This is a genomic window from Arthrobacter sp. L77 (assembly GCF_000816565.1).
Classification (GTDB): Bacteria; Actinomycetota; Actinomycetes; order Actinomycetales; family Micrococcaceae; genus Arthrobacter_D; species Arthrobacter_D antioxidans.
Genome location: NZ_JWSU01000001.1, coordinates 174322 through 193341, shown reverse-complemented (window position 1 = coordinate 193341; position 19020 = coordinate 174322). Strand labels below are relative to the sequence as shown.

The 19020-nt window shown below is 66.6% G+C and carries 29 protein-coding genes; 4 read left to right on the top strand and 25 right to left on the bottom strand.

Features of this window, described 5'->3' with window-relative positions; translation table 11 throughout:
• Nucleotides 1-26 precede the first annotated feature (26 nt).
• A complete protein-coding gene (locus RY94_RS00980; protein WP_043440674.1) occupies nt 27-911 on the top strand; it encodes a type II secretion system F family protein in 885 nt (294 codons plus the stop codon).
• A gap of 45 nt (nt 912-956) precedes the next feature.
• On the top strand, nt 957-1334 hold the full coding sequence (locus tag RY94_RS00975) for an Hpt domain-containing protein (RefSeq protein WP_156134962.1): 378 nt from the start codon (nt 957-959) through the stop codon (nt 1332-1334).
• A gap of 15 nt (nt 1335-1349) precedes the next feature.
• On the opposite strand, the gene RY94_RS00970 is transcribed toward RY94_RS00975, so the two are convergent.
• Nucleotides 1350-2138 carry a response regulator transcription factor gene (locus RY94_RS00970; RefSeq protein WP_043440672.1) on the bottom strand — a complete coding sequence of 263 codons (789 nt, stop codon included), beginning with the start codon at nt 2136-2138 and terminating at the stop codon, nt 1350-1352.
• A 195-nt stretch (nt 2139-2333) separates the two neighbouring features.
• Here RY94_RS00970 and RY94_RS00965 point away from each other — a divergent pair, with 195 nt between their 5' ends.
• A complete protein-coding gene (locus RY94_RS00965; protein WP_082045960.1) occupies nt 2334-4013 on the top strand; it encodes a sensor histidine kinase in 1680 nt (559 codons plus the stop codon).
• Entirely contained in the window at nt 4014-4637 is a 624-nt protein-coding gene (locus RY94_RS00960) for a prepilin peptidase (RefSeq protein WP_052273784.1), read from the top strand. It abuts the gene before it with no gap.
• A 41-nt stretch (nt 4638-4678) separates the two neighbouring features.
• Here RY94_RS00960 and RY94_RS00955 read toward each other — a convergent pair whose 3' ends face one another.
• The 24 genes from RY94_RS00955 to rplV form a co-directional block, all read right to left on the bottom strand.
• On the bottom strand, nt 4679-5668 hold the full coding sequence (locus RY94_RS00955; protein WP_082045959.1) for a tRNA pseudouridine synthase A: 990 nt from the start codon (nt 5666-5668) through the stop codon (nt 4679-4681).
• A gap of 22 nt (nt 5669-5690) precedes the next feature.
• Nucleotides 5691-6305 carry a 50S ribosomal protein L17 gene (rplQ, locus tag RY94_RS00950; protein ID WP_043440666.1) on the bottom strand — a complete coding sequence of 205 codons (615 nt, stop codon included), beginning with the start codon at nt 6303-6305 and terminating at the stop codon, nt 5691-5693.
• Between the two features lie 66 nt (nt 6306-6371).
• Nucleotides 6372-7382: a DNA-directed RNA polymerase subunit alpha gene (locus RY94_RS00945; RefSeq protein WP_043440664.1), complete on the bottom strand. Its 1011-nt coding sequence runs from the start codon at nt 7380-7382 to the stop codon at nt 6372-6374.
• A 149-nt stretch (nt 7383-7531) separates the two neighbouring features.
• Nucleotides 7532-7933 (bottom strand): 30S ribosomal protein S11, encoded by a 402-nt coding sequence (gene rpsK / locus RY94_RS00940; protein ID WP_043440662.1) that lies wholly within the window; start codon nt 7931-7933, stop codon nt 7532-7534.
• Between the two features lie 151 nt (nt 7934-8084).
• Nucleotides 8085-8462 carry a 30S ribosomal protein S13 gene (gene rpsM / locus RY94_RS00935; protein ID WP_043440660.1) on the bottom strand — a complete coding sequence of 126 codons (378 nt, stop codon included), beginning with the start codon at nt 8460-8462 and terminating at the stop codon, nt 8085-8087.
• Between the two features lie 162 nt (nt 8463-8624).
• Complete coding sequence (rpmJ, locus tag RY94_RS00930; RefSeq protein ID WP_043440658.1) at nt 8625-8738, bottom strand: 50S ribosomal protein L36; 114 nt, start codon at nt 8736-8738, stop codon at nt 8625-8627.
• Between the two features lie 21 nt (nt 8739-8759).
• Nucleotides 8760-8981 carry a translation initiation factor IF-1 gene (infA, locus tag RY94_RS00925; RefSeq protein ID WP_019481515.1) on the bottom strand — a complete coding sequence of 74 codons (222 nt, stop codon included), beginning with the start codon at nt 8979-8981 and terminating at the stop codon, nt 8760-8762.
• Between the two features lie 265 nt (nt 8982-9246).
• Entirely contained in the window at nt 9247-10074 is an 828-nt protein-coding gene (gene map / locus RY94_RS00920; RefSeq protein WP_043440654.1) for a type I methionyl aminopeptidase, read from the bottom strand.
• A gap of 9 nt (nt 10075-10083) precedes the next feature.
• Nucleotides 10084-10647, bottom strand: a complete 564-nt coding sequence (locus RY94_RS00915) for an adenylate kinase (protein ID WP_043440652.1) — start codon at nt 10645-10647, stop codon at nt 10084-10086.
• Nucleotides 10648-10652: 5 nt separating this feature from the next.
• The gene (gene secY / locus RY94_RS00910) at nt 10653-11963 is read right to left on the bottom strand and encodes a preprotein translocase subunit SecY (RefSeq protein WP_043440648.1); all 1311 of its coding nucleotides are present in this window, start codon (nt 11961-11963) and stop codon (nt 10653-10655) included.
• Nucleotides 11964-12186: 223 nt separating this feature from the next.
• Nucleotides 12187-12684 carry a 50S ribosomal protein L15 gene (gene rplO / locus RY94_RS00905; protein WP_052273783.1) on the bottom strand — a complete coding sequence of 166 codons (498 nt, stop codon included), beginning with the start codon at nt 12682-12684 and terminating at the stop codon, nt 12187-12189.
• A complete protein-coding gene (rpmD, locus tag RY94_RS00900) occupies nt 12684-12902 on the bottom strand; it encodes a 50S ribosomal protein L30 (RefSeq protein ID WP_043440646.1) in 219 nt (72 codons plus the stop codon). The genes rplO and rpmD overlap by 1 nt, the downstream gene beginning before the upstream one ends.
• Nucleotides 12902-13615 carry a 30S ribosomal protein S5 gene (rpsE, locus tag RY94_RS00895; RefSeq protein WP_156134961.1) on the bottom strand — a complete coding sequence of 238 codons (714 nt, stop codon included), beginning with the start codon at nt 13613-13615 and terminating at the stop codon, nt 12902-12904. Before rpsE ends, rpmD begins: the two co-directional genes overlap by 1 nt.
• Nucleotides 13616-13644: 29 nt before the next feature.
• The gene (gene rplR, locus RY94_RS00890; protein ID WP_043440642.1) at nt 13645-14028 is read right to left on the bottom strand and encodes a 50S ribosomal protein L18; all 384 of its coding nucleotides are present in this window, start codon (nt 14026-14028) and stop codon (nt 13645-13647) included.
• Between the two features lie 2 nt (nt 14029-14030).
• Nucleotides 14031-14567: a 50S ribosomal protein L6 gene (gene rplF, locus RY94_RS00885; protein ID WP_043440640.1), complete on the bottom strand. Its 537-nt coding sequence runs from the start codon at nt 14565-14567 to the stop codon at nt 14031-14033.
• A gap of 18 nt (nt 14568-14585) precedes the next feature.
• The gene (gene rpsH, locus RY94_RS00880) at nt 14586-14984 is read right to left on the bottom strand and encodes a 30S ribosomal protein S8 (protein WP_043440638.1); all 399 of its coding nucleotides are present in this window, start codon (nt 14982-14984) and stop codon (nt 14586-14588) included.
• Between the two features lie 87 nt (nt 14985-15071).
• A complete protein-coding gene (gene rplE / locus RY94_RS00875; protein WP_043440635.1) occupies nt 15072-15647 on the bottom strand; it encodes a 50S ribosomal protein L5 in 576 nt (191 codons plus the stop codon).
• Nucleotides 15647-16021: a 50S ribosomal protein L24 gene (gene rplX, locus RY94_RS00870; RefSeq protein ID WP_043440633.1), complete on the bottom strand. Its 375-nt coding sequence runs from the start codon at nt 16019-16021 to the stop codon at nt 15647-15649. The genes rplE and rplX overlap by 1 nt, the downstream gene beginning before the upstream one ends.
• A 3-nt stretch (nt 16022-16024) precedes the next feature.
• Entirely contained in the window at nt 16025-16393 is a 369-nt protein-coding gene (gene rplN / locus RY94_RS00865) for a 50S ribosomal protein L14 (RefSeq protein ID WP_026549116.1), read from the bottom strand.
• 341 nt (nt 16394-16734) lie between these two features.
• Nucleotides 16735-17046 carry a 30S ribosomal protein S17 gene (gene rpsQ / locus RY94_RS00860; protein ID WP_043440630.1) on the bottom strand — a complete coding sequence of 104 codons (312 nt, stop codon included), beginning with the start codon at nt 17044-17046 and terminating at the stop codon, nt 16735-16737.
• Nucleotides 17043-17387 carry a 50S ribosomal protein L29 gene (gene rpmC / locus RY94_RS00855; RefSeq protein ID WP_043440628.1) on the bottom strand — a complete coding sequence of 115 codons (345 nt, stop codon included), beginning with the start codon at nt 17385-17387 and terminating at the stop codon, nt 17043-17045. Before rpmC ends, rpsQ begins: the two co-directional genes overlap by 4 nt.
• 2 nt (nt 17388-17389) lie before the next feature.
• The gene (rplP, locus tag RY94_RS00850) at nt 17390-17806 is read right to left on the bottom strand and encodes a 50S ribosomal protein L16 (protein ID WP_043440626.1); all 417 of its coding nucleotides are present in this window, start codon (nt 17804-17806) and stop codon (nt 17390-17392) included.
• Complete coding sequence (gene rpsC / locus RY94_RS00845; protein ID WP_043440623.1) at nt 17807-18640, bottom strand: 30S ribosomal protein S3; 834 nt, start codon at nt 18638-18640, stop codon at nt 17807-17809.
• Nucleotides 18641-19006 carry a 50S ribosomal protein L22 gene (rplV, locus tag RY94_RS00840; protein WP_043440620.1) on the bottom strand — a complete coding sequence of 122 codons (366 nt, stop codon included), beginning with the start codon at nt 19004-19006 and terminating at the stop codon, nt 18641-18643.
• Nucleotides 19007-19020: the final 14 nt, after the last annotated feature.

Genomic DNA, 19020 nt, shown 5'->3' with positions numbered 1-19020 from the left:
CTCCGCATCGAAGGAGGACACAGTCCATGGAACCCGTCGCCGCCGCCGCTCTCGCATCGCTCGTCGTCGCTTTCCTGCTCGCTTGCTGGTCGGCGCTCGGATCACGTGTCGCCGGCAAGAGCGACATCCAGGCGAACCTGAGCCGAGGACTCGCACGGCAGTCCAAACGCTCCTCGAGTAACGGCAAGGCGTTCGAAGCACTGGCGAGTCGCTTCACGCCACGACGGCTCGTGATCAATCTGGACCACCAGCTCGCGCTGGCCGGCCGTCCTGCCGCCTGGCCGCTACGACGGCTGGTGGCTGCCAAGCTGGCCCTCGCGGCCATAGCCGTCGGCTTCGGACTCCTGCTGGTCGGCGGCTCTCCTACCGCCAAGACGATGCTGCTTGCCGGTGGGGTCGTCGTCGTCGCCTATTTCGTGCCCGATCTGCTGATCCGCAGCCGGGCTACCGAGCGACAGGCAGCGATCTCCCTCGAACTGCCGGACACGCTGGACCAGATGACCATCGCGGTGGAAGCCGGCCTCGGCTTCGATGCAGCGATGTCCCGCACGGGGCAGAACGGCAAGGGCCCCCTCGCGCGAGAACTCGTGCGGACCCTGCAGGACATGCAGCTGGGGATGTCGCGGCGGGAAGCCTATGCAGCCCTGGCGGAGCGGACGGGAACTCCTGACCTCCGCAGGTTCGTCAATGCCATCCTGCAGGCCGACAAGTACGGCATCTCCATCTCTGCCGTACTCAGGACGCAGGCCGGCGAGATGCGCATCAAGCGTCGGCAGCGCGCCGAGGAGAAGGCGATGAAGATTCCCGTGAAGGTCCTCTTCCCGCTCATGGTGTGCATCATGCCCGTTCTTTTCATCGCGCTCCTCGGACCCGCCGCCATCAACGTCATGGACACGTTCGCCGGGCAGTAAGGGGGCTCCCGGCTGATCGTCAGGGCCCCACCGTAGGCTTGTACGGTGCTTCCGAATGCCGCCCACCCCAATCCACCGCTCGTGGACCTCACGGTCCTCGCCCACCTCGAGCAGCAATTCAACGACGCCGGACCGGCTCGGGCCTTCGCCCGCGACTACATCGCGGGCTTCGGGGACCGCTGCCTGCGGCTCACGCGCTCTCTCGCCGACCAGGACCTGCCCGCGGCCCTCGAGGCCGCGCTGAGCCTCCGCAACTCCTCCCTCATGCTCGGTGCCGAGCGGCTCGTAGCCCTCACCGCGACCTTCGAGGCAGCCATCTCCTCGGGCGACCTCGACGCCGCGCGCCGCGCCCTTCCCGGCATCGAACGCTGCGGGCTGGACACGATCCGTGAACTCGAGACCCGCTATCTCGACCCTGCCTGAGGAGCGCGCAACCCGTCAGGCACGCACCGGGGTCAGCCGGTAGCCGACGCCGCGCACGGTCTGCAGCCAGCGAGGGTTCTTCGGATCCTCCTCGAGCTTCCGCCGGAGGTTGCCGATGTGCACCTCGATCGCCCGCTCGTCCGAGTCGCTGATGTAGGTGTCCTCGCCGTAGTAGTCGCCCCGGACAACCCGCACCAGATCGGCCTTCGTCCTCACGGCGCCGCTGCTCTTCAGCATCTCGCTGAGCAGGTCGAACTCGCTGCGCGTCAGCGGGAGATCACGTCCGTCGACCACCACGGTGCGCGCCGAGGCGTTCAGGGCCAGTCCGTTGTGCTCGAAGACCGGCGACGCCCCGCCGGCCGGCGCCGGCGCCGGCGCCTCGGACAGTGCCGATGTCGTCGGGCCGGGACCCTCGACGGCCGGCTCCGGGGCTGCGCGCGGGCGTCTCAGCATCGCCGCGATCCGCGCGCGCAGCTCCCGCGGGCGGAACGGCTTCGTGAGATAGTCGTCGGCACCCGACTGCAGCGCGGTGAGGGTGTCCAGTTCGTCGCCCCGCGAGGTCAGCATCACCACGTAGCAGTTGGTGAACCCGCGGATGCGCCGCAACACCTCGTACCCGTCGATGTCGGGCAGCCCGACGTCGACCGTAACCACCGTGGCGGCGTGCAGGCGCACCAGGTCCACGCCGGCCCGTCCGTTCGGCGCCACATGGACGTCGAAGCCCGACTGTCGAAGCACAGCCCCTACCAGATTCCGCACATCGGCATCGTCCTCGATGACGACTGCCACTCCCGGATCGCTCATTCTGTTCCAACCCCCATCCGACCTGCGGTGAAGCCCAGCCGATTCGTCATGGCAACCATTCTGCCGTCCGGACGGGCGAAATGTGCCCGATGCGCGTGCAAATCGCGGGGATGGCGACATAATGAGGGCAGTACGTAGGTCTCAGCGTCGGAAAGTCATTCAGCATGTGGAGTTCTCCCGTCCCCTGGCTCGTGCATGGCTAGCGGCTCCAGCACGTCATGGTCGAGCGCGGCGTCGAGGATGTCCATCGGCCGCGCGGGGATCCTCTGCCAGGTCCCGCTCACGCTGATCGTCGTCGTGCTGTCCCTCACGGCGCCGGTCCTCCGGCCCGGCCTGATGGCCGACCCGACCTACGAGCTGGGCTTCTGGCTGATCCTGATCCTGCTGGCCCTGTGCGTCGTCGTCCCGTGGAACGAGCTGCCGCGCGGCACCGTACTCGTGATCCCCGTCCTCGACTTCGTCGCGATCGCCCTGCTCCGGACCGGTGCGATGGACGTCCAGCCGGCGCTCGGGGTGCTGGCCGTCTTCCCCGTCCTCTGGCTCATGCGCTCCGCGCTGCCCACCTGGGTGGCCCTCGCCTGCTCCGTGGGCGGTTCCCTGCTCATCACCGCGTGGCCCTTCCTGGGCTCCTTCGATCCGACGCTCCTGTCCTCGTACGCCGGCGCCCTGCTGCTGCCGGTCCTGATGCTCTGCATCGGCGTCACCATCCGTGTCATGAGCGCCGGTGCCGACGCCCGCGAAGCCGAGCTCGAACGCAAGGACCGCGAGCTCACCGACCTCCTGAACGCCGCCATCGATCGCGAGCGGGTGCTCACCGCGATCCTCAACACGGTCGACGTCGGCCTCACCGCCGTGGACGCCCATGGCAGCACCACGCTGACGAACCGGCAGCAGGAGCTGTTCAACCGGCTCTCGGCCGGAGACGACGAGCACGACACCCTCGTCTTCGGCCCGGACCGCGTCACCCCCCTGCCACCGGACCGGCGGCCCGTGCATCGGGCCCTCACGGGTGAGACGTTCGCGGACCAGCTGGTCTGGGTCGGCGACGGGGACGCGCAGCGCGCGCTCTCGACGGCGGCCCGGCCCATCAAGAACGCCGACGGCGGCATCACCGGCGCCCTGGTCGCGTGCAGCGACGTCACCGAGCTGGTCGAGGCGGTGACGGCCAAGGACACGTTCATCTCGAACATCTCCCACGAGTTCCATGCCCCGCTGACCTCGGTGCTGGGCTACCTCGAGCTCGTCCTGGAGGACGACCACCCGCTGCCCGCGCACCTCGCGGGCTATGTCGACGTCGCGGGCCGCAACGCCGAGCGCGTGCTCCACCTGGTCGCCGATCTGCTGTCCACCGCGGGCGACCGCGTCAGGGTGCATCCGCGCCCCGTGGATCTGGCGGCCGTGATCGAGATGAGCGTCCGCTCCAACCGGCTCCGTGCGCAGAAGAACGGTGTGCGGCTCCGGACCGACACCCACAGCCCGCTCTGGACGCTCATCGATCCGCTGCGGATCTCCCAGGTGCTCGACAACCTGCTGTCCAATGCCATCAAGTACTCCCCCGAGGGCGGCCTCGTGATCGTCCGCGCGGAGGAGACCGAATCCGAGATCAACCTCCACGTCGACGACCGCGGCATGGGCATGACCGAGCAGGAGGCCGGCCAGGTCTTCTCACGCTTCTACCGGACGCCCGCTGCCCGCCGGGCGGACATCGACGGCGCGGGGCTCGGCCTGGCCATCACCAAGTCGATCGTCGAGAGCCACGGCGGGTCCATCCACTGCGTCAGCTCCCCAGGGAAGGGAAGCCGTTTCACGGTGACGCTGCCGGTCAACGGCGACGTGGGCCGGGCTCCGCACGACGCCCTGGAGGACTCCGTCTAGGTGGTCGCCGTCCTGGTCACCGCGCTGCTCACCGCCGCGCTGGCGTATGCGCTGTTCGCCCTTGCCGGCACGGATCCGCGCACCGTCCTGCCGGAGCGGGCACGGCTGCCGCTCACGCTGCTCGCAGGCGTCCTCGCGGGCGCGGGCAGCGCCGTCACGGCCGACTGGTGGACGCTCCCGCTCGTGGGATGCCTCGCAGCCTTCGGCGTGCTCCTCGGCGCGATCGACGCCCGCTCCAAGCTGCTGCCGAACGCCGTCCTCGTACGCTTCACGGCAGTGGCCCTCCTCCTGCTGCTCCTCGCGGCGGCCGCGGGCGGCCACTGGGGCGGCCTGCTCGGCGCAGCGGCAGGAGCGGCGGCGCTGTTCGCGGTCTACTTCGTCCTCGCACTCGTCAATCCTGCGGGCATGGGGATGGGGGACGTGAAGCTCGCCGCCGTGCTGGGTCTCTTCGGGGGCTGGGCCGGGGCCTCCGCCTGGCTGGGTACGCTCCTCGGCGGGTTCCTGCTCGGGGGGCTGGCCGGGCTCGGGGTGCTGCTGATCCGCCGCGGCTCACGCGGTTCGACCTTCCCCTTCGGCCCCGGCATGCTGGTCGCCGCGTTCGCGAGCTTCGTCCTCCTCGCCTGACCGGCGGCGTACGCCTCCCCTGACCGGCGGCGCGTCGTCGCCTAATCGGGCGGGGCGTCGTCGACGATCACGGCGTCGGCCCGCGGTGTCCCGGGCCGGACGAGGTGTCCGGCGTTCCGCCGCGCGCGGGTGAGCCCGGCCCGCTCCGCGAGCTCGTCGCCGCCCGGGTAGGCGATCTCCTCCAGCACGAGGGGGTGCGGCGCGGCCAGGATGGACCGGGCGTCCTTGAGGCGGGCGGCCAGCCGTTCGGCCAGCCACACCGGAGGCATCTCGCCGGACCCGACGCGCAGCGTCGATCCGATCAGGGCGCGCACCATGTTGTGGCAGAACGCGTCCGCCTGCACGGTCGCCGTGATGACGCCGTCGTGCCCGCGGACGAACTCGTACCGCTGCAGTTCGCGGATCGTCGTGGCGCCCTCGCGGGGCTTGCAGAACGCGGCGAAGTCCTGCATCCCCAGGAGGTGGGCGGCCCCTTCGTTGAGCAGCGCGACGTCGAGGGAGGCGGGGTACCAGAGCGTGGTGTGGCGGCGCAGCGGGTCCTGACCGGTCGCCGCGTCCGCGATGGCGTAGCTGTAACGGCGCCAGAGCGCGGAGAACCGTGCGTCGAACCCCTCGGGTGCCCGGGTGGCCGACCGGACGACGACGGCGGGCACCGAGTTCCTGACGGACCGGCCGCGCCCCGTGATTCCCTCGGTGAGCACGCGGTTGACCGTGCCGGTGAGGCGCCGCAGGAAGGCCTCCGACGGCTCCATGTCCCGGCCGCGGGCCATGGACTCCCATTCGGCCCGGGTGAGGTCCACGTGCGCCACCTGACCCCGGGCGTGGACCCCGGCGTCGGTCCGTCCGCCCACGGTGAGGCGGGCCTGGCGGCGCAGGAGCGTGAAGAGGGCGTCCTCGAGCACGCCCTGAACGGTGGTGAGCCCGGGTTGGAGTGCCCAGCCGGAGAACAGGGCACCGTCGTAGGCGAGGTCGAGCCGGACACGCAAGAGCCCGCCGTCCCTCGAGGGGGCGGCGGGCTCTTGCGTAGTCATGGCGTGCGTCGGGCGGGAAGAATTACTTCTTCTCGTCCTCCACGACGCCTTCGACGACGACGACCTCGTCGGTGCCGGCCTCGGCATCGATCGTGGTGTCCTCGGCGGCGACCTCTTCGGCGGATGCTGCCGACTCGGCAGACTCGGCCGAATCGACGGAGTCAGCGGACTCGGGCGAATCCACGGAATCCACGGACTCGGGCGACTCGACGGGCGCTGCTGCCGCGGGGACCGACGTGGCCTGCTCGGCCTCGGCGACGACGGACTGCTTCGCCGACATGGGCTCCAGCACGAGTTCGATGACAGCCATGGGGGCGTTGTCGCCCTTGCGGTTGCCGATCTTCGTGATGCGGGTGTAGCCACCCTCGCGGTTGGCGACAGCAGGGGCGATGTCCGTGAACAGCTCGTGGACGATGCTCTTGCTGCTGATGACACCGAGGACGCGACGACGCGACGCGAGGTCGCCCTTCTTCGCGAACGTGATGAGACGCTCGGCGTAGGGGCGGAGGCGCTTGGCCTTGGTCACCGTGGTGGTGATCCGCTTGTGCTCGAACAGTGAGGCGGCCAGGTTGGCGAGCATCAGGCGTTCGTGCGCCGGACCGCCTCCAAGGCGTGGGCCCTTTGTAGGTGTGGGCATGATTCTTTCTCCTCATTAGGTGTCCGTCCCGCCGCTCGGGCGAGCGACGGGCGGACAGATAGCGTGTTAGACCTCTTCGTCGCCGAAGGGGGCGTCGTCCTCTTCGATGGCTGCGGCGCGGGCGGCGAGGTCGAACCCTGGAGGGGAATCCTTCAGGGACAGACCGAGCTCCACGAGCTTCGCCTTGACCTCGTCGATGGACTTCGCACCGAAGTTGCGGATGTCCATGAGATCGGCCTCGGAGCGTGCAACGAGTTCACCCACGGAGTGGATGCCCTCGCGCTTGAGGCAGTTGTACGAGCGGACCGTCAGTTCGAGATCCTCGATCGGCAGCGCCATGTCCGCAGCAAGCGCCGCGTCCGTCGGCGACGGGCCGATCTCGATGCCCTCGGCGGCGGTGTTCAGCTCGCGGGCGAGGCCGAACAGCTCCACCAGGGTGGTGCCGGCGGAAGCGACGGCGTCGCGCGGGGCGATGGCGTCCTTCGTCTCGACGTCGACGATGAGCTTGTCGAAGTCGGTGCGCTGCTCCACACGGGTGGCTTCCACACGGAACGTCACCTTGAGCACCGGCGAGTAGATGGAGTCGACCGGGATGCGGCCGATCTCCGAGTCGCCGGACTTGTTCTGCGAGGCCGAGACGTACCCGCGCCCACGCTCGATGGTCAGCTCGAGTTCGAACTTACCCTTCGAGTTGAGGGTCGCGATGTGGAGGTCCGGGTTGTGGAACTCGACGCCGGCGGGGGGCGCGATGTCCGCAGCGGTGACGACGCCGGGTCCCTGCTTGCGCAGGTAGGCGACGACGGGCTCGTCGTGCTCCGAGGAGACGGCGAGGTTCTTGATGTTCAGGATGATCTCGGTGACATCCTCCTTCACCCCGGGAACCGTGGTGAATTCGTGCAGGACGCCGTCGATGCGGATGCTGGTGACTGCGGCACCGGGGATCGAGGACAGGAGCGTGCGGCGGAGCGAGTTGCCGAGGGTGTAGCCGAAGCCGGGCTCGAGCGGCTCGATGACGAACCGCGAGCGGTTGTCGGCGACTACTTCTTCAGTCAGGGTGGGGCGCTGTGCGATAAGCACTTACATTTCCTTTCGGGAAGCATCCGCTATATGACGCTTCCAAATGGGCGGGACTGCTGGTCGGCCGGCTCAATAGCAGCTGGAACGGCACCGAACCGCCCTGCCGGAACCTGGGTTCCTGCAAGGCGGCACGGTGACCGGGAAGCTGATTAGACGCGGCGGCGCTTGGGCGGACGGCAGCCGTTGTGCGCGCTCGGGGTGACGTCCGAGATGGAGCCCACCTCGAGGCCGGTGGCCTGCAGCGAGCGGATCGCGGTCTCGCGGCCCGATCCGGGGCCCTTCACGAAGACGTCGACCTTCTTGACGCCGTGCTCCTGCGCACGCTTGGCAGCCGCTTCGGCAGCCATCTGCGCCGCGAACGGCGTCGACTTGCGTGAACCCTTGAACCCGACCTCACCGGCGGAGGCCCAGGAGATGACTGCTCCGCTGGGGTCCGTGATGGACACGATCGTGTTGTTGAAGGTGCTCTTGATGTGCGCCTGGCCGAGGGTGATGTTCTTCTTGTCCTTGCGACGCGGCTTACGCACCGCTCCACGAGTCTTGGGGGGCATTACTTCTCCTACGAAGGTATTGGGTAAAGCATTGATCGACTGTTCGGAAGTTCTCCGGTGATTTGGACAATCACCGAGCGGATGGGCCCCTGATGGCGGGGTTCCCTGGCCGGGCGAGCGCTAGCGAGTCCGGTTAGGGTGCCATTAGGGACTAGCGTCCGACCTTCTTCTTGCCTGCGACCGTACGCTTCGGACCCTTGCGGGTACGGGCGTTCGTCTTCGTACGCTGTCCACGTACGGGAAGGCCGCGGCGGTGCCGAATGCCTTCGTAGCTGCCGATCTCGACCTTGCGGCGGATATCGGCTGCGACCTCGCGACGGAGGTCGCCCTCGACCTTGAAGTTGCCTTCGATGTAGTCGCGGAGCTGGACCAGCTCGACGTCGGAGAGGTCCTTGACGCGCGTGTTCGGGGAGATCCCCGTGTCCACGATCGTCTTCTCTGCACGGGTCTTGCCCACGCCGTAGATATAGGTGAGCGCAATGACTACCCGCTTTTCGCGGGGGATGTCTACGCCAGCGAGACGTGCCATAGTGGCGGTGCTCCTTTGGTGTTACCGGAGGTGTGGAGCAGAACGTCCCCGGAACCGATGCTCCGGTCCCCGGCCTCCGAGCCGGGGGTGTACACCCTGTATGGGTGCTGTTCTGCCGTTGAATGTACTTCTACGCGTGGGGAAGAGCCTCGGGAGAGGCTCTTAGCCCTGGCGCTGCTTGTGGCGCGGGTTCTCGCAGATGACGAGAACGTTGCCCTTGCGGCGAACCACCTGGCACTTCTCGCAGATCCGCTTCACGCTCGGGTTGACCTTCATGGTTTTCCTTCGAGTTGATTCTTATTTGTAGCGGTAGACAATACGGCCCCGGGTGAGGTCGTACGGGCTGAGTTCCACTACGACCCGGTCCTCAGGAAGGATTCGAATGTAGTGCTGGCGCATCTTTCCCGAGATGTGGGCGAGAACAATGTGACCGTTGGCCAACTCAACGCGGAACATCGCGTTGGGCAGCGCCTCGTTCACAGTGCCTTCAATCTCAATGACACCGTCTTTCTTGGCCATATCCTCCGCTAACGTCTGTGCCCACCACTTGCGTGGCGAGCGGGTTTAGGGTTTTGATTGTCTGACCCACGAGAGCCGAGGCTCCGCAGACGGGCAGGTCTCCACAGCCCCTTGGGCATGAAAAACAGAGACAACCAACAGACCACGATACGCTACCGTCCTGCGATAGTTAAATCGGCGCGGGCGGGCGACGGAACGGACGAAGGTCCCGCACACGTGTGCGGGACCTTCGGTGTTCCTGCCGGGGACCACGTGGTGGTCACCGTCATCCGGCGAGTGGCGCCGGCGTCACTCCGAGCGGCTCGAGCCGGGACGCTCCCCCGTCGGGCGAGGAGAGCACCCAGATGCCGCCGTCGTGGACGGCCACACTGTGCTCCCACTGGGATGCGCGCTTGCCGTCCGTCGTGACGACCGTCCAGTCGTCGTCCAGGACCGCGGTCTCGAGGGAACCCTGCACGAGCATCGGCTCGATCGCGAGGCACAACCCCGGGCGGACCTTCGGGCCCCGGTTGGTGCTGCGGAAGTTGAGCACGTCCGGCGCCTGGTGCATCTGCGTGCCGATGCCGTGTCCCACGTAGTCCTCGAGGATCCCGAGTGCCGGGCCGGGGACGGACGAGACGTAGTCGTCGATCGCCGCGCCGATGTCCCCGACGAACCGCGCGGTGGCCAAGGCTGCGATGCCCCGCCACATCGCCTCCTCCGTCACTTCGGAGAGACGCACGTCAGCCGGGCGGGGTGTGCCGACGATGACGGTCCGGGCCGAGTCCGAGTGCCATCCACGGACGACGGCGCCGCCGTCGATCGAGAGGATGTCGCCGTCCTGCAGGGCGTAGTTCCCGGGGATGCCGTGGACCACTTCCGCGTTGACCGAGGTGCAGATGCTCGCGGGGAAGCCGTGGTAGCCGAGGAAGTTCGACGTTGCACCCTCCTCGCGGAGGACCTCCTCGAACACCGCGTTCAGCTGGGCGGTCGTCACTCCGACGGCGGCGGCGGCAACCGTACGGTCGAGGGCCTTCGCCAGCACCCGTCCGGCGTCGCGCATGACGAGCATCTGCTCGGTGGTCTTGTACTCGACCTTGGGCTGGCGGAACATCCGGACGTCCTAGCTTGCGACTTTGAGCGCTGTCATGACGCGGTCGGTGACCTCGTCGATGGTCCCGATGCCGTCCACCCGGGTGACGATCCCGCGCTCGTCGTACCGGGACACGACCGCAGCGGTCTGGTCGTGGTAGAGGCCGAGGCGGTGGCGGATGACCTGCTCGTTGTCGTCCGACCGGCCGTCCAGCTCGGCCCGGCCGAGCAGGCGCTTCACGAGCTCCTCGTCGTCGGCGGTGAGCTGGAGCACCACATCGAGCGCCAGGTCGTTCTCACGCAGGATGTCGTCGAGTTCGGCGACCTGCGGCGCCGTGCGCGGGTAGCCGTCGAGGAGGAACCCCTCCTGGACGTCGTCGGCGGCGAGCCGGTCGCGCACCATGCTGTTCGTGACGCTGTCGGGGACGAAGTCGCCGGCGTCCATGAACGTCTTCGCCTCGACGCCGAGCGGCGTCTCGCGCTTGACGTTGTCACGGAAGATGTCACCCGTCGAAATGGCCACCACCCCGAGGCGCTCGGAGATTCGTGCGGCCTGGGTTCCTTTACCGGACCCGGGGGGACCGATGATCAGCATTCTCGTCAACGCAACAACCCTTCGTAGTGACGCTGCTGGAGCTGAGCGTCGATCTGCTTCACCGTCTCGAGGCCCACGCCCACCATGATCAGGATCGAGGTGCCGCCGAACGGGAAGTTCTGGTTGGCGCCGATGGCCACGAGGGCGATCAGCGGGATCAGTGCCACGAGCCCGAGGTAGATGGCGCCCGGGAGCGTGATGCGCGAGAGCACGTACTGCAGGTACTCCGCGGTGGGCCGTCCAGCCCGGATGCCCGGGATGAAGCCGCCGTACTTCTTCATGTTCTCGGACACCTCGTCCGGGTTGAAGGTGATCGCGACGTAGAAGTAGGTGAAGAACACGATCAGCAGGAAGTACATCGCCATGTACAGCGGGTGGTCGCCGCTGGTCAGGTAGGTGGAGATCCAGTTGACCCACCCGGCCGGCGCGCTGCCGTCCTGAGGGGTGTTGAACTGCGCGATCAGGCTGGGCAGGTACAGCATCGAGGACGCGAAGATCACGGGGATGACGCCGGCCATGTTGACCTTGATCGGGATGTAGGTGCTGCTGCCGCCGAGGGTGCGGCGCCCGACCATGCGCTTGGCGTACTGGACCGGGATACGGCGCTGCGACTGCTCCACGAAGATCACGAGGGCGACGACGACGACGCCCATCAGCAGGACGAAGGCGAAGACCATGGCGCCCTGGGTGCGGAAGATCTCGCCGAGCGAGGTGGGGAAGCCGGCGGCGATCGCGGTGAAGATGAGCAGCGACATGCCGTTGCCGACGCCGCGCTCGGTGATGAGCTCGCCCATCCACATGATGAGGCCGGTCCCAGCGGTCAGCGTGATGATCAGCAGCAGGATGGTGATCAGGGAGTCGTCCGGGATGATGGGCACCGGGCAGTTGCCGAGCAGCGCACCGGACCGGGCGAGGGACACGAGGGTGGTCGCGTTGAGCAGGCCCAGGGCGATCGTCAGGTAGCGCGTGTACTGGGTCAGCTGTGACTGGCCCTGCGCGCCTTCCTGGTGCAGCTCCTGGAAGCGGGGGATGACCACGCGCAGGAGCTGCGTGATGATGCTCGCGGTGATGTACGGCATGATGCCCAGGGCGAAGATCGAGACCTGGAGCAGCGCTCCCCCACTGAAGAGGTTCACGAACTGGTACAGACCACCCTCGGTGTTCCCGAGGGCCAGGCATTCCTGGACGTTGCCGTAGTCGACGCCTGGAGCGGGGATGAACGCCCCGAGGCGGAAGATGGTGATGATTCCCAGCGTGAACAACAGCTTGCGCCGCAAGTCTGGCGTCCGGAATGCCCGGCCAATAGCGCTTAGCAAGCGTCCTCCTGAAGGTCTGTTGGTCCTGTCGCGGACCGCACAACAACCGAGTCTAACGGTTGGTCATGGATGCGGGACGTCCCGCGGGTGGTGGGTGGCGTAAGCCGAAAAAAGACTCCTGGTGGGCTGATCCAGCCCTGCCCACCAGAAGTCTAGTTCCTTGATGCCGTAGATCACAGCCGACCCCTCCCCGGCGGAGCCGGAGGAGGGGTCGGCGGACGACCTACAGTTCGGTGACGGTTCCGCCTGCGGCGGCGATCTTCTCTGCAGCGGATGCGGAGAAGGCGTCAGCCGACACGTTCACGGTCACCGTGATGTCGCCGGTCCCCAGCACCTTGACGGGCTGGTTCTTGCGGACGGCGCCGTTGGCCACCAGGCTCTCCACCGTGACGTCGCCGCCATCGGGGTAGAGCTCGGAGAGCTTGTCCAGGTTCACGACCTGGAACTCGACGCGGAACGGGTTCTTGAAGCCGCGCAGCTTGGGAAGGCGCATGTGCAGCGGCAGCTGGCCGCCGGCAAATCCTGCCTTCACCTGGTAGCGCGCTGCGGTTCCCTTGGTACCACGGCCCGCGGTCTTACCCTTCGAACCCTCACCACGGCCGACACGGGTCTTCGCCGTCTTGGCTCCGGGTGCGGGACGCAGGTGGTGGACCTTCAGGGCGTGGACACGCTCTGCTTTTGCCTCGGTCGCGTCCGGAGCCGCGATGTTCTTGTCTGCCATTAGTTGGCCTCCTCAACCTTCAAGAGGTGCGGAACCGTGTTGATCATGCCAACGGTGACGGCATCTGCTTCACGGACCACGGTGTGGCCGATCCGCTTCAGACCGAGCGACCGCAGCGTGTCGCGCTGGTTCTGCTTGCCGCCGATAGCGGACTTGATCTGGGTGATCGAGAGCTTCGCGGAGCTCACGCGCACCTTCTTCGGGGTGATCGCGGTCATCACGCACCTGCCTTCTGAGCTGCGATCGCGCGCAGCATCTGGTGGGATGCGACCTCGTCGAGGGGCAGGCCGCGGCGTGCCGCGACTGCCTGGGGCTCTTCGAGGCGCTTCAGCGCGTCAACGGTCGCGTGGACGATGTTGATGGCGTTCGCGGAACCGAGCGACTTGGAGAGGACGTCGTGGATGCCGACGCACTCCAGGACCGCACGCACCGGACCGCCGGCGATGACGCCGGTACCCGGGGAGGCGGGACGAAGAAGGACGACGCCTGCGGCTGCCTCACCCTGCACCAGGTGCGGGACGGTGCCACCGATGCGCGGAACGCGGAACATCGTCTTCTTGGCTTCCTCGACGGCCTTCTGGATCGCCGAAGGAACTTCCTTCGCCTTTCCGTAGCCGACACCGACCATGCCGTTGCCGTCGCCGACCACCACGAGGGCGGTGAAGCTGAAGCGGCGGCCGCCCTTGACGACCTTGGCGACACGGTTGATGGTGACGACGCGTTCGATGAACTTGTCCTTGTCGTCGTTCCGGCCGCCGTCGCGACCGTCACGGCCACCTCGGCCGCCACGCTCGCCGCCGCGGCTGTTACCGCCACGCTCGCCGCCGCGGGCGTTGCCTCGCGCGTTGCCGCGGTTGGCGTCAGCCGACGCGGTCTCCGTTGCGGCTGCGGCCGGAGCTTCGGCCGCGGGCTGCTCTGTAGCCGTATTCAATGGGGCTTCCTTTGCCTTGTTCTCCTCGGTCACAGTGCCAGCCCACCTTCACGTGCGCCGTCTGCGATTGCTGCAACGCGACCGTGGTACTTGTTGCCACCGCGGTCGAAGACGACTGCCTCGACGCCGACGGCCATGGCACGCTCTGCGACGAGCTCGCCGACGCGCTTGGCCTTGGCGGTCTTGTCACCGTCGAATGCACGGAGGTCCGCTTCGAGGGTGGAGGCTGATGCGACGGTCACGCCTTTGGTGTCGTCGACGACCTGCACGAATACGTGGCGGGCCGAACGGTTGACGACCAGGCGGGGACGGACAGCCGTGCCCGAGACGCGCTTGCGTACACGGAGGTGGCGGCGTCCGCGCGAGGCGGCCTTGCTCTTCGAGCTGCGCTTCTTGTTGATGCTCAGACCCATGGTTACTTACCAGCCTTTCCGACCTTGCGGCGGATGATCTCGCCTGCGTAGCGGATGCCCTTGCCCTTGTACGGGTCGGGCTTGCGCAGCTTGCGGATGGTTGCAGCGACCTCGCCGACCTGCTGCTTGTTGATGCCTGCGACCGAGAGCTTGGTGGGGCTGTCGACGGTGAGCGTGATGCCCTCGGGAGCCTTGACGGCGACCGGGTGGCTGTAGCCCAGAGCGAACTCCAGGTCGTTGCCCTTGGCCTGGACACGGTAACCCGTACCCACGATCTCGAGGTTCTTCTTGTAGCCCTCGGTGACTCCGACGATCATGTTGGAGACGAGGGTGCGGGTCAGGCCGTGCAGCGAACGCGATTCGCGCTCGTCGTTCGGGCGGCCGACGGTGAGGGTTCCCTCAGCGAGGGAGACCTCGATGGGGTTGGGCACCGTGTGGCTCAGTTCGCCCTTCGGTCCCTTGACGGAGACCTCTTGACCGCTGACATTGACCTCGACACCAGCAGGAACGGTGATGGGGAGACGTCCAATACGTGACATGTTTCTTTCCCTTTCCCGTTACCAGACGTAGGCGAGGACTTCCCCACCTACACCCTTCTTGGATGCCTGGCGGTCCGTGAGCAGACCGGAGGACGTGGACAGGATGGCGATGCCGAGGCCGCCAAGCACGTGGGGCAGGTTCGTGGACTTCGCGTACACGCGCAGGCCCGGCTTGGAGATACGGCGGATGCCGGCGATGGAACGCTGGCGGTCCGGGCCGAACTTGAGGTCGATGGTCAGCTTCTTGCCGACCTCCGCTTCCTCTTCCTTCCAGCCGGCGATGTAGCCCTCGGCCTTCAGGATGTCCGCGACGCGGGCCTTCAACTTGCTGTACGGCATGGACACGGAGTCGTGGTAAGCCGAGTTTGCATTGCGCAGACGCGTGAGCATGTCTGCGACAGGATCTGTCATTGTCATGTGGGCTCTTGCCCTTCCTCGAAACGGTTTCCGGACTCCGGTCGGCACACGGGGTGCCTACGGGAGCGGACCTGCAACGTAGTTAGATTAATCTTCGGATTTGAACGGGAAGCCAAGCGCCTTGAGGAGCGCGCGGCCCTCGGCGTCGGTCTTGGCGGTGGTGACGACGGTGATGTCCATACCGCGGACACGGTCGATCCGGTCCTGGTCGATCTCGTGGAACATGGACTGCTCCGTGAGACCGAAGGTGTAGTTGCCGTTGCCGTCGAACTGCTTGCCGTTGAGGCCGCGGAAGTCGCGGATACGGGGCAGGGCGAGGGAGACCAGACGGTCCGTGAATTCCCACATGCGGTCGCCACGGAGGGTGGCGTGGGCGCCGATGGGCATCCCTTCGCGCAGCTTGAACTGCGCGATGGACTTGCGGGCCTTCGTGACCTGGGGCTTCTGCCCCGTGATCGCGGTGAGGTCCTTGACGGCCCCGTCGATCAGCTTGGAGTCCTTGGCGGCGTCACCGACACCCATGTTCACGACGACCTTCACCAGGCGCGGGACCTGGTTGACGTTGGCGTAGCTGAACTCTTCCTGCAGGGCACCCTTGATCTCGGACGCGTAGCGCGCCTTCAGGCGGGGAAGAACCTTGGCTTCTGTGGTTTCGACAGTCATTACAGATCCTTCCCTGATGACTTGGCGACACGGATGCGGACCACGCGTTCGCGGCCGTCACGCTCGACGGTCTCGGTGCGGTATCCGACGCGGGTCGGCTTCTTGGTCTCGGGATCGACGACGGCCACGTTGCTGATGTGCACGGGTGCCTCGACGACTTCGATGCCACCGGTCGTGGTGCCGCGCTGCGACTGCCCGACCTTGGTGTGCTTGGTGATCCGGTTGATGCCTTCCACGAGGACGCGGTTGGACTCCGGGAACACCTTGAGGACCTTGCCCTGCTTGCCGCGGTCTCCGCCGCGCTCCTGCTTGCCCCCGGTGATGACCTGGACGAGGTCACCCTTCTTGATCTTGAGCTTAATCTTCTGTGCCATGGACTACAGCACCTCCGGCGCCAGCGAAATGATCTTCATGAAACGCTTGTCGCGGAGCTCGCGACCGACAGGGCCGAAGATACGGGTACCGCGGGGGTCGCCGTCGTTCTTCAGGATCACTGCTGCGTTCTCATCAAACTTGATGTAGGAACCGTCCGCGCGGCGGCGTTCCTTCTTGGTGCGGACGATGACCGCCTTGACGACGTCGCCCTTCTTGACGTTGCCGCCGGGGATCGCGTCCTTGACGGTGGCGACGATGACGTCGCCGATGCCTGCGTAGCGGCGCCCGGATCCACCGAGAACGCGGATGGTCAAGATTTCCTTGGCCCCCGTGTTGTCGGCGATCTTTAGCCGCGACTCCTGCTGAATCACTGATTACTCCTGTCGTCGCGCCGGTTCTCTCATCGAGCCTTGCGGAACGGATATGGGTGGGCCCCGTAATACTGGTACTCGCCGTGTGCGCGCCCAGGGGGCGCGGCCGTGCCGGATCTCCGGCACGGTGGATCGTGGCGAACAAGATTATCGGGCTTTTGCCTATTTGCCCGGTGTGAAGGCAACCCCCCGGGAAACCGTGAGGAAACCTCGTGAGGGCATGCGCCAGCCCACCAGACAGACAAGATTCTTATCGTATCGCGAAGATGCCCCGGACACGAAATCGCGTCCGGGGCATCCAGGGCGGGGCCGGCCAGGCCGGCCCCTGTGTGTTGCGGGTGTTACTTGGCCTTCTCGATGATCTCCACCAGGCGCCACCGCTTGGTGGCGGACAGCGGACGGGTCTCGCTGATCAGGACCATGTCGCCGATGCCGGCGCTGTTCTGCTCGTCGTGCACCTTGACCTTGGAGCTGCGGCGAAGCACCTTGCCGTACAGGGCGTGCTTCACGCGGTCCTCGACCTCGACGACGATCGTCTTTTCCATCTTGTCGGAGACGACGTAGCCACGGCGTACCTTGCGGTAGCCGCGCGAGTTGGCGTCATGGACGGCCTTCTCGGTTCCTACGGTCGTTTCGCTCTGCTGCTCACTCATTTGGCGTCCTCCTCAGAAGCCTCGGTGTCCGCGGAAGGTGCGTCCTTCGCGGAGGCCTTCTTGGCTTTCTTGGGCTTGTCCGCCTTCGCGGGCTTCGCTTCCTCGACGGGAGCGACGACCTCGGGACGGAGCCCCAGTTCACGCTCACGCAGCACCGTGTAGATGCGTGCGATGTCGCGCTTGACCGAACGAAGACGACCGTGGCTTTCGAGCTGGCCGGTGGCCGACTGGAAACGGAGGTTGAACAGCTCCTCCTTGGCCTTGCGCAGTTCTTCCACCAGACGGTCCTTATCGAAGCCGTCCAGCTGGTCTGTTGCCAGTTCCTTTGAACCCAGAGCCATAACTATTCACCACCCTCACGACGCACGATGCGTGCCTTCAACGGCAGCTTGTGGATCGCGAGGCGCAGGGCTTCGCGGGCTACCTCTTCGGAAACGCCGGACAGTTCGAAGAGAACCCGTCCCGGCTTGACGTTGGCCACCCACCACTCGGGCGAACCCTTACCGGAACCCATGCGGGTCTCGGCGGGCTTCTTGGTCAACGGGCGGTCCGGATAGATGTTGATCCAGACCTTGCCGCCACGCTTGATGTGGCGGGTCATGGCGATACGAGCGGACTCGATCTGCCGGTTGGTGACGTATGCCGGGCTCAGAGCCTGGATACCCCACTCGCCGAAGCTGACCTCGGTACCGCCCGTAGCAGCGCCCGAGCGACCCGGGTGGTGCTGCTTACGGAACCTGACTCGACGTGGGATAAGCATTTAGGCCTGTCCTCCTTCAGTCGCAGCGGGGGCTGCGGCGGTCTCGGCGGGTGCTGACGCACCCTGGCCCTCGGAGCGCTCAGGCGCGCGACGACGACGGTCGCCTCCACGGTCGGCACCGGCGGGGCCGCGGCCCGGACGGTCTCCACCGCGGCCACGGGAGGGAGCTGCGGCAGCCTGGGCTGCGAGTTCCTTCGCCGTGACGTCACCCTTGTAGATCCAGACCTTCACGCCGATGCGGCCGAAGGTGGTCTTCGCTTCGAAGAAGCCGTAGTCGATGTTGGCGCGGAGCGTGTGCAGGGGAACGCGTCCCTCGCGGTAGAACTCCGAGCGGCTCATTTCGGCGCCACCCAGGCGACCGGAGCACTGGACACGGATGCCCTTGGCGCCGGCACGCTGTGCGGACTGCATGGCCTTCTTCATGGCGCGGCGGAATGCCACGCGGGAGGAGAGCTGCTCGGCGATGCCCTGGGCTACAAGCTGTGCCTCGATCTCGGGGTTCTTGACCTCGAGGATGTTCAGCTGGACCTGCTTGCCCGTGAGCTTCTCGAGCTCGCCGCGGATGCGGTCCGCTTCTGCTCCGCGACGACCGATGACGATGCCGGGGCGTGCCGTGTGGATGTCCACGCGGACACGGTCCCTGGTGCGCTCGATCTCGACCTTGGCGATGCCGGCGCGGTCCATGCCGGTCGACATCAGCTGGCGGATCTTGATGTCCTCGCGGACGAAGTCACGGTAGCGCTGGCCGGGCTTGTTGCTGTCGGCGAACCAGTGTGACCGGTGGTCGGTGGTGATACCGAGTCGGAACCCGTGCGGGTTTACTTTCTGTCCCACTTAGCGGACCTCCACTTTCTCAGGGGTAGCGACGACAACCGTGATGTGGCTGGTCCGCTTGTTGATGCGGAACGCGCGGCCCTGGGCTCGCGGACGGAACCGCTTCATCGTGGGGCCTTCATCAACGAATGCTTCGCTGATGATGAGGTTGTCCTCGTCGAACGCGACGCCGTCACGGTCCGCGCGAACGCGGGCGTTGGCCATCGCTGACTGAACCACCTTGAAAACCGGCTCCGAAGCAACCTGTGGGGCAAACTTCAGAATAGCCAGAGCCTCATTCGCCTGCTTACCACGAACAAGGTTGACGACGCGCCGGGCCTTCATAGGCGTTACGCGGATATGACGCGCAATAGCCTTGGCTTCCATTGCTTTCCTTCTCT

Excerpts from the sequence above, each read along its gene's own strand:
- rplQ (WP_043440666.1), bottom strand. The coding sequence starts at position 6,305 with ATGCCCACACCTACAAAGGGCCCACGCCTTGGAGGCGGTCCGGCGCAC.
- infA (WP_019481515.1), bottom strand. The coding sequence starts at position 8,981 with ATGGCCAAGAAAGACGGTGTCATTGAGATTGAAGGCACTGTGAACGAG.
- rplF (WP_043440640.1), bottom strand. The coding sequence starts at position 14,567 with ATGTCACGTATTGGACGTCTCCCCATCACCGTTCCTGCTGGTGTCGAG.
- rplX (WP_043440633.1), bottom strand. The coding sequence starts at position 16,021 with ATGGCACAGAAGATTAAGCTCAAGATCAAGAAGGGTGACCTCGTCCAG.
- RY94_RS00915 (WP_043440652.1), bottom strand. The coding sequence starts at position 10,647 with ATGCTGATCATCGGTCCCCCCGGGTCCGGTAAAGGAACCCAGGCCGCA.
- rpmJ (WP_043440658.1), bottom strand. The coding sequence starts at position 8,738 with ATGAAGGTCAACCCGAGCGTGAAGCGGATCTGCGAGAAGTGCCAGGTG.
- rpsH (WP_043440638.1), bottom strand. The coding sequence starts at position 14,984 with ATGACAATGACAGATCCTGTCGCAGACATGCTCACGCGTCTGCGCAAT.
- RY94_RS00965 (WP_082045960.1), top strand. The coding sequence starts at position 2,334 with ATGGCTAGCGGCTCCAGCACGTCATGGTCGAGCGCGGCGTCGAGGATG.
- rpsK (WP_043440662.1), bottom strand. The coding sequence starts at position 7,933 with ATGCCCCCCAAGACTCGTGGAGCGGTGCGTAAGCCGCGTCGCAAGGAC.
- rpmC (WP_043440628.1), bottom strand. The coding sequence starts at position 17,387 with ATGGCTCTGGGTTCAAAGGAACTGGCAACAGACCAGCTGGACGGCTTC.
- rpsQ (WP_043440630.1), bottom strand. The coding sequence starts at position 17,046 with ATGAGTGAGCAGCAGAGCGAAACGACCGTAGGAACCGAGAAGGCCGTC.
- RY94_RS00955 (WP_082045959.1), bottom strand. The coding sequence starts at position 5,668 with ATGACTACGCAAGAGCCCGCCGCCCCCTCGAGGGACGGCGGGCTCTTG.
- rplP (WP_043440626.1), bottom strand. The coding sequence starts at position 17,806 with ATGCTTATCCCACGTCGAGTCAGGTTCCGTAAGCAGCACCACCCGGGT.
- rpmD (WP_043440646.1), bottom strand. The coding sequence starts at position 12,902 with ATGACCGCGATCACCCCGAAGAAGGTGCGCGTGAGCTCCGCGAAGCTC.
- RY94_RS00980 (WP_043440674.1), top strand. The coding sequence starts at position 27 with ATGGAACCCGTCGCCGCCGCCGCTCTCGCATCGCTCGTCGTCGCTTTC.
- map (WP_043440654.1), bottom strand. The coding sequence starts at position 10,074 with ATGTTCCGCCAGCCCAAGGTCGAGTACAAGACCACCGAGCAGATGCTC.
- rplR (WP_043440642.1), bottom strand. The coding sequence starts at position 14,028 with ATGGGTCTGAGCATCAACAAGAAGCGCAGCTCGAAGAGCAAGGCCGCC.
- rpsM (WP_043440660.1), bottom strand. The coding sequence starts at position 8,462 with ATGGCACGTCTCGCTGGCGTAGACATCCCCCGCGAAAAGCGGGTAGTC.
- rplE (WP_043440635.1), bottom strand. The coding sequence starts at position 15,647 with ATGACTGTCGAAACCACAGAAGCCAAGGTTCTTCCCCGCCTGAAGGCG.
- rplV (WP_043440620.1), bottom strand. The coding sequence starts at position 19,006 with ATGGAAGCCAAGGCTATTGCGCGTCATATCCGCGTAACGCCTATGAAG.
- RY94_RS00970 (WP_043440672.1), bottom strand. The coding sequence starts at position 2,138 with ATGAGCGATCCGGGAGTGGCAGTCGTCATCGAGGACGATGCCGATGTG.
- rplO (WP_052273783.1), bottom strand. The coding sequence starts at position 12,684 with ATGGCAGACAAGAACATCGCGGCTCCGGACGCGACCGAGGCAAAAGCA.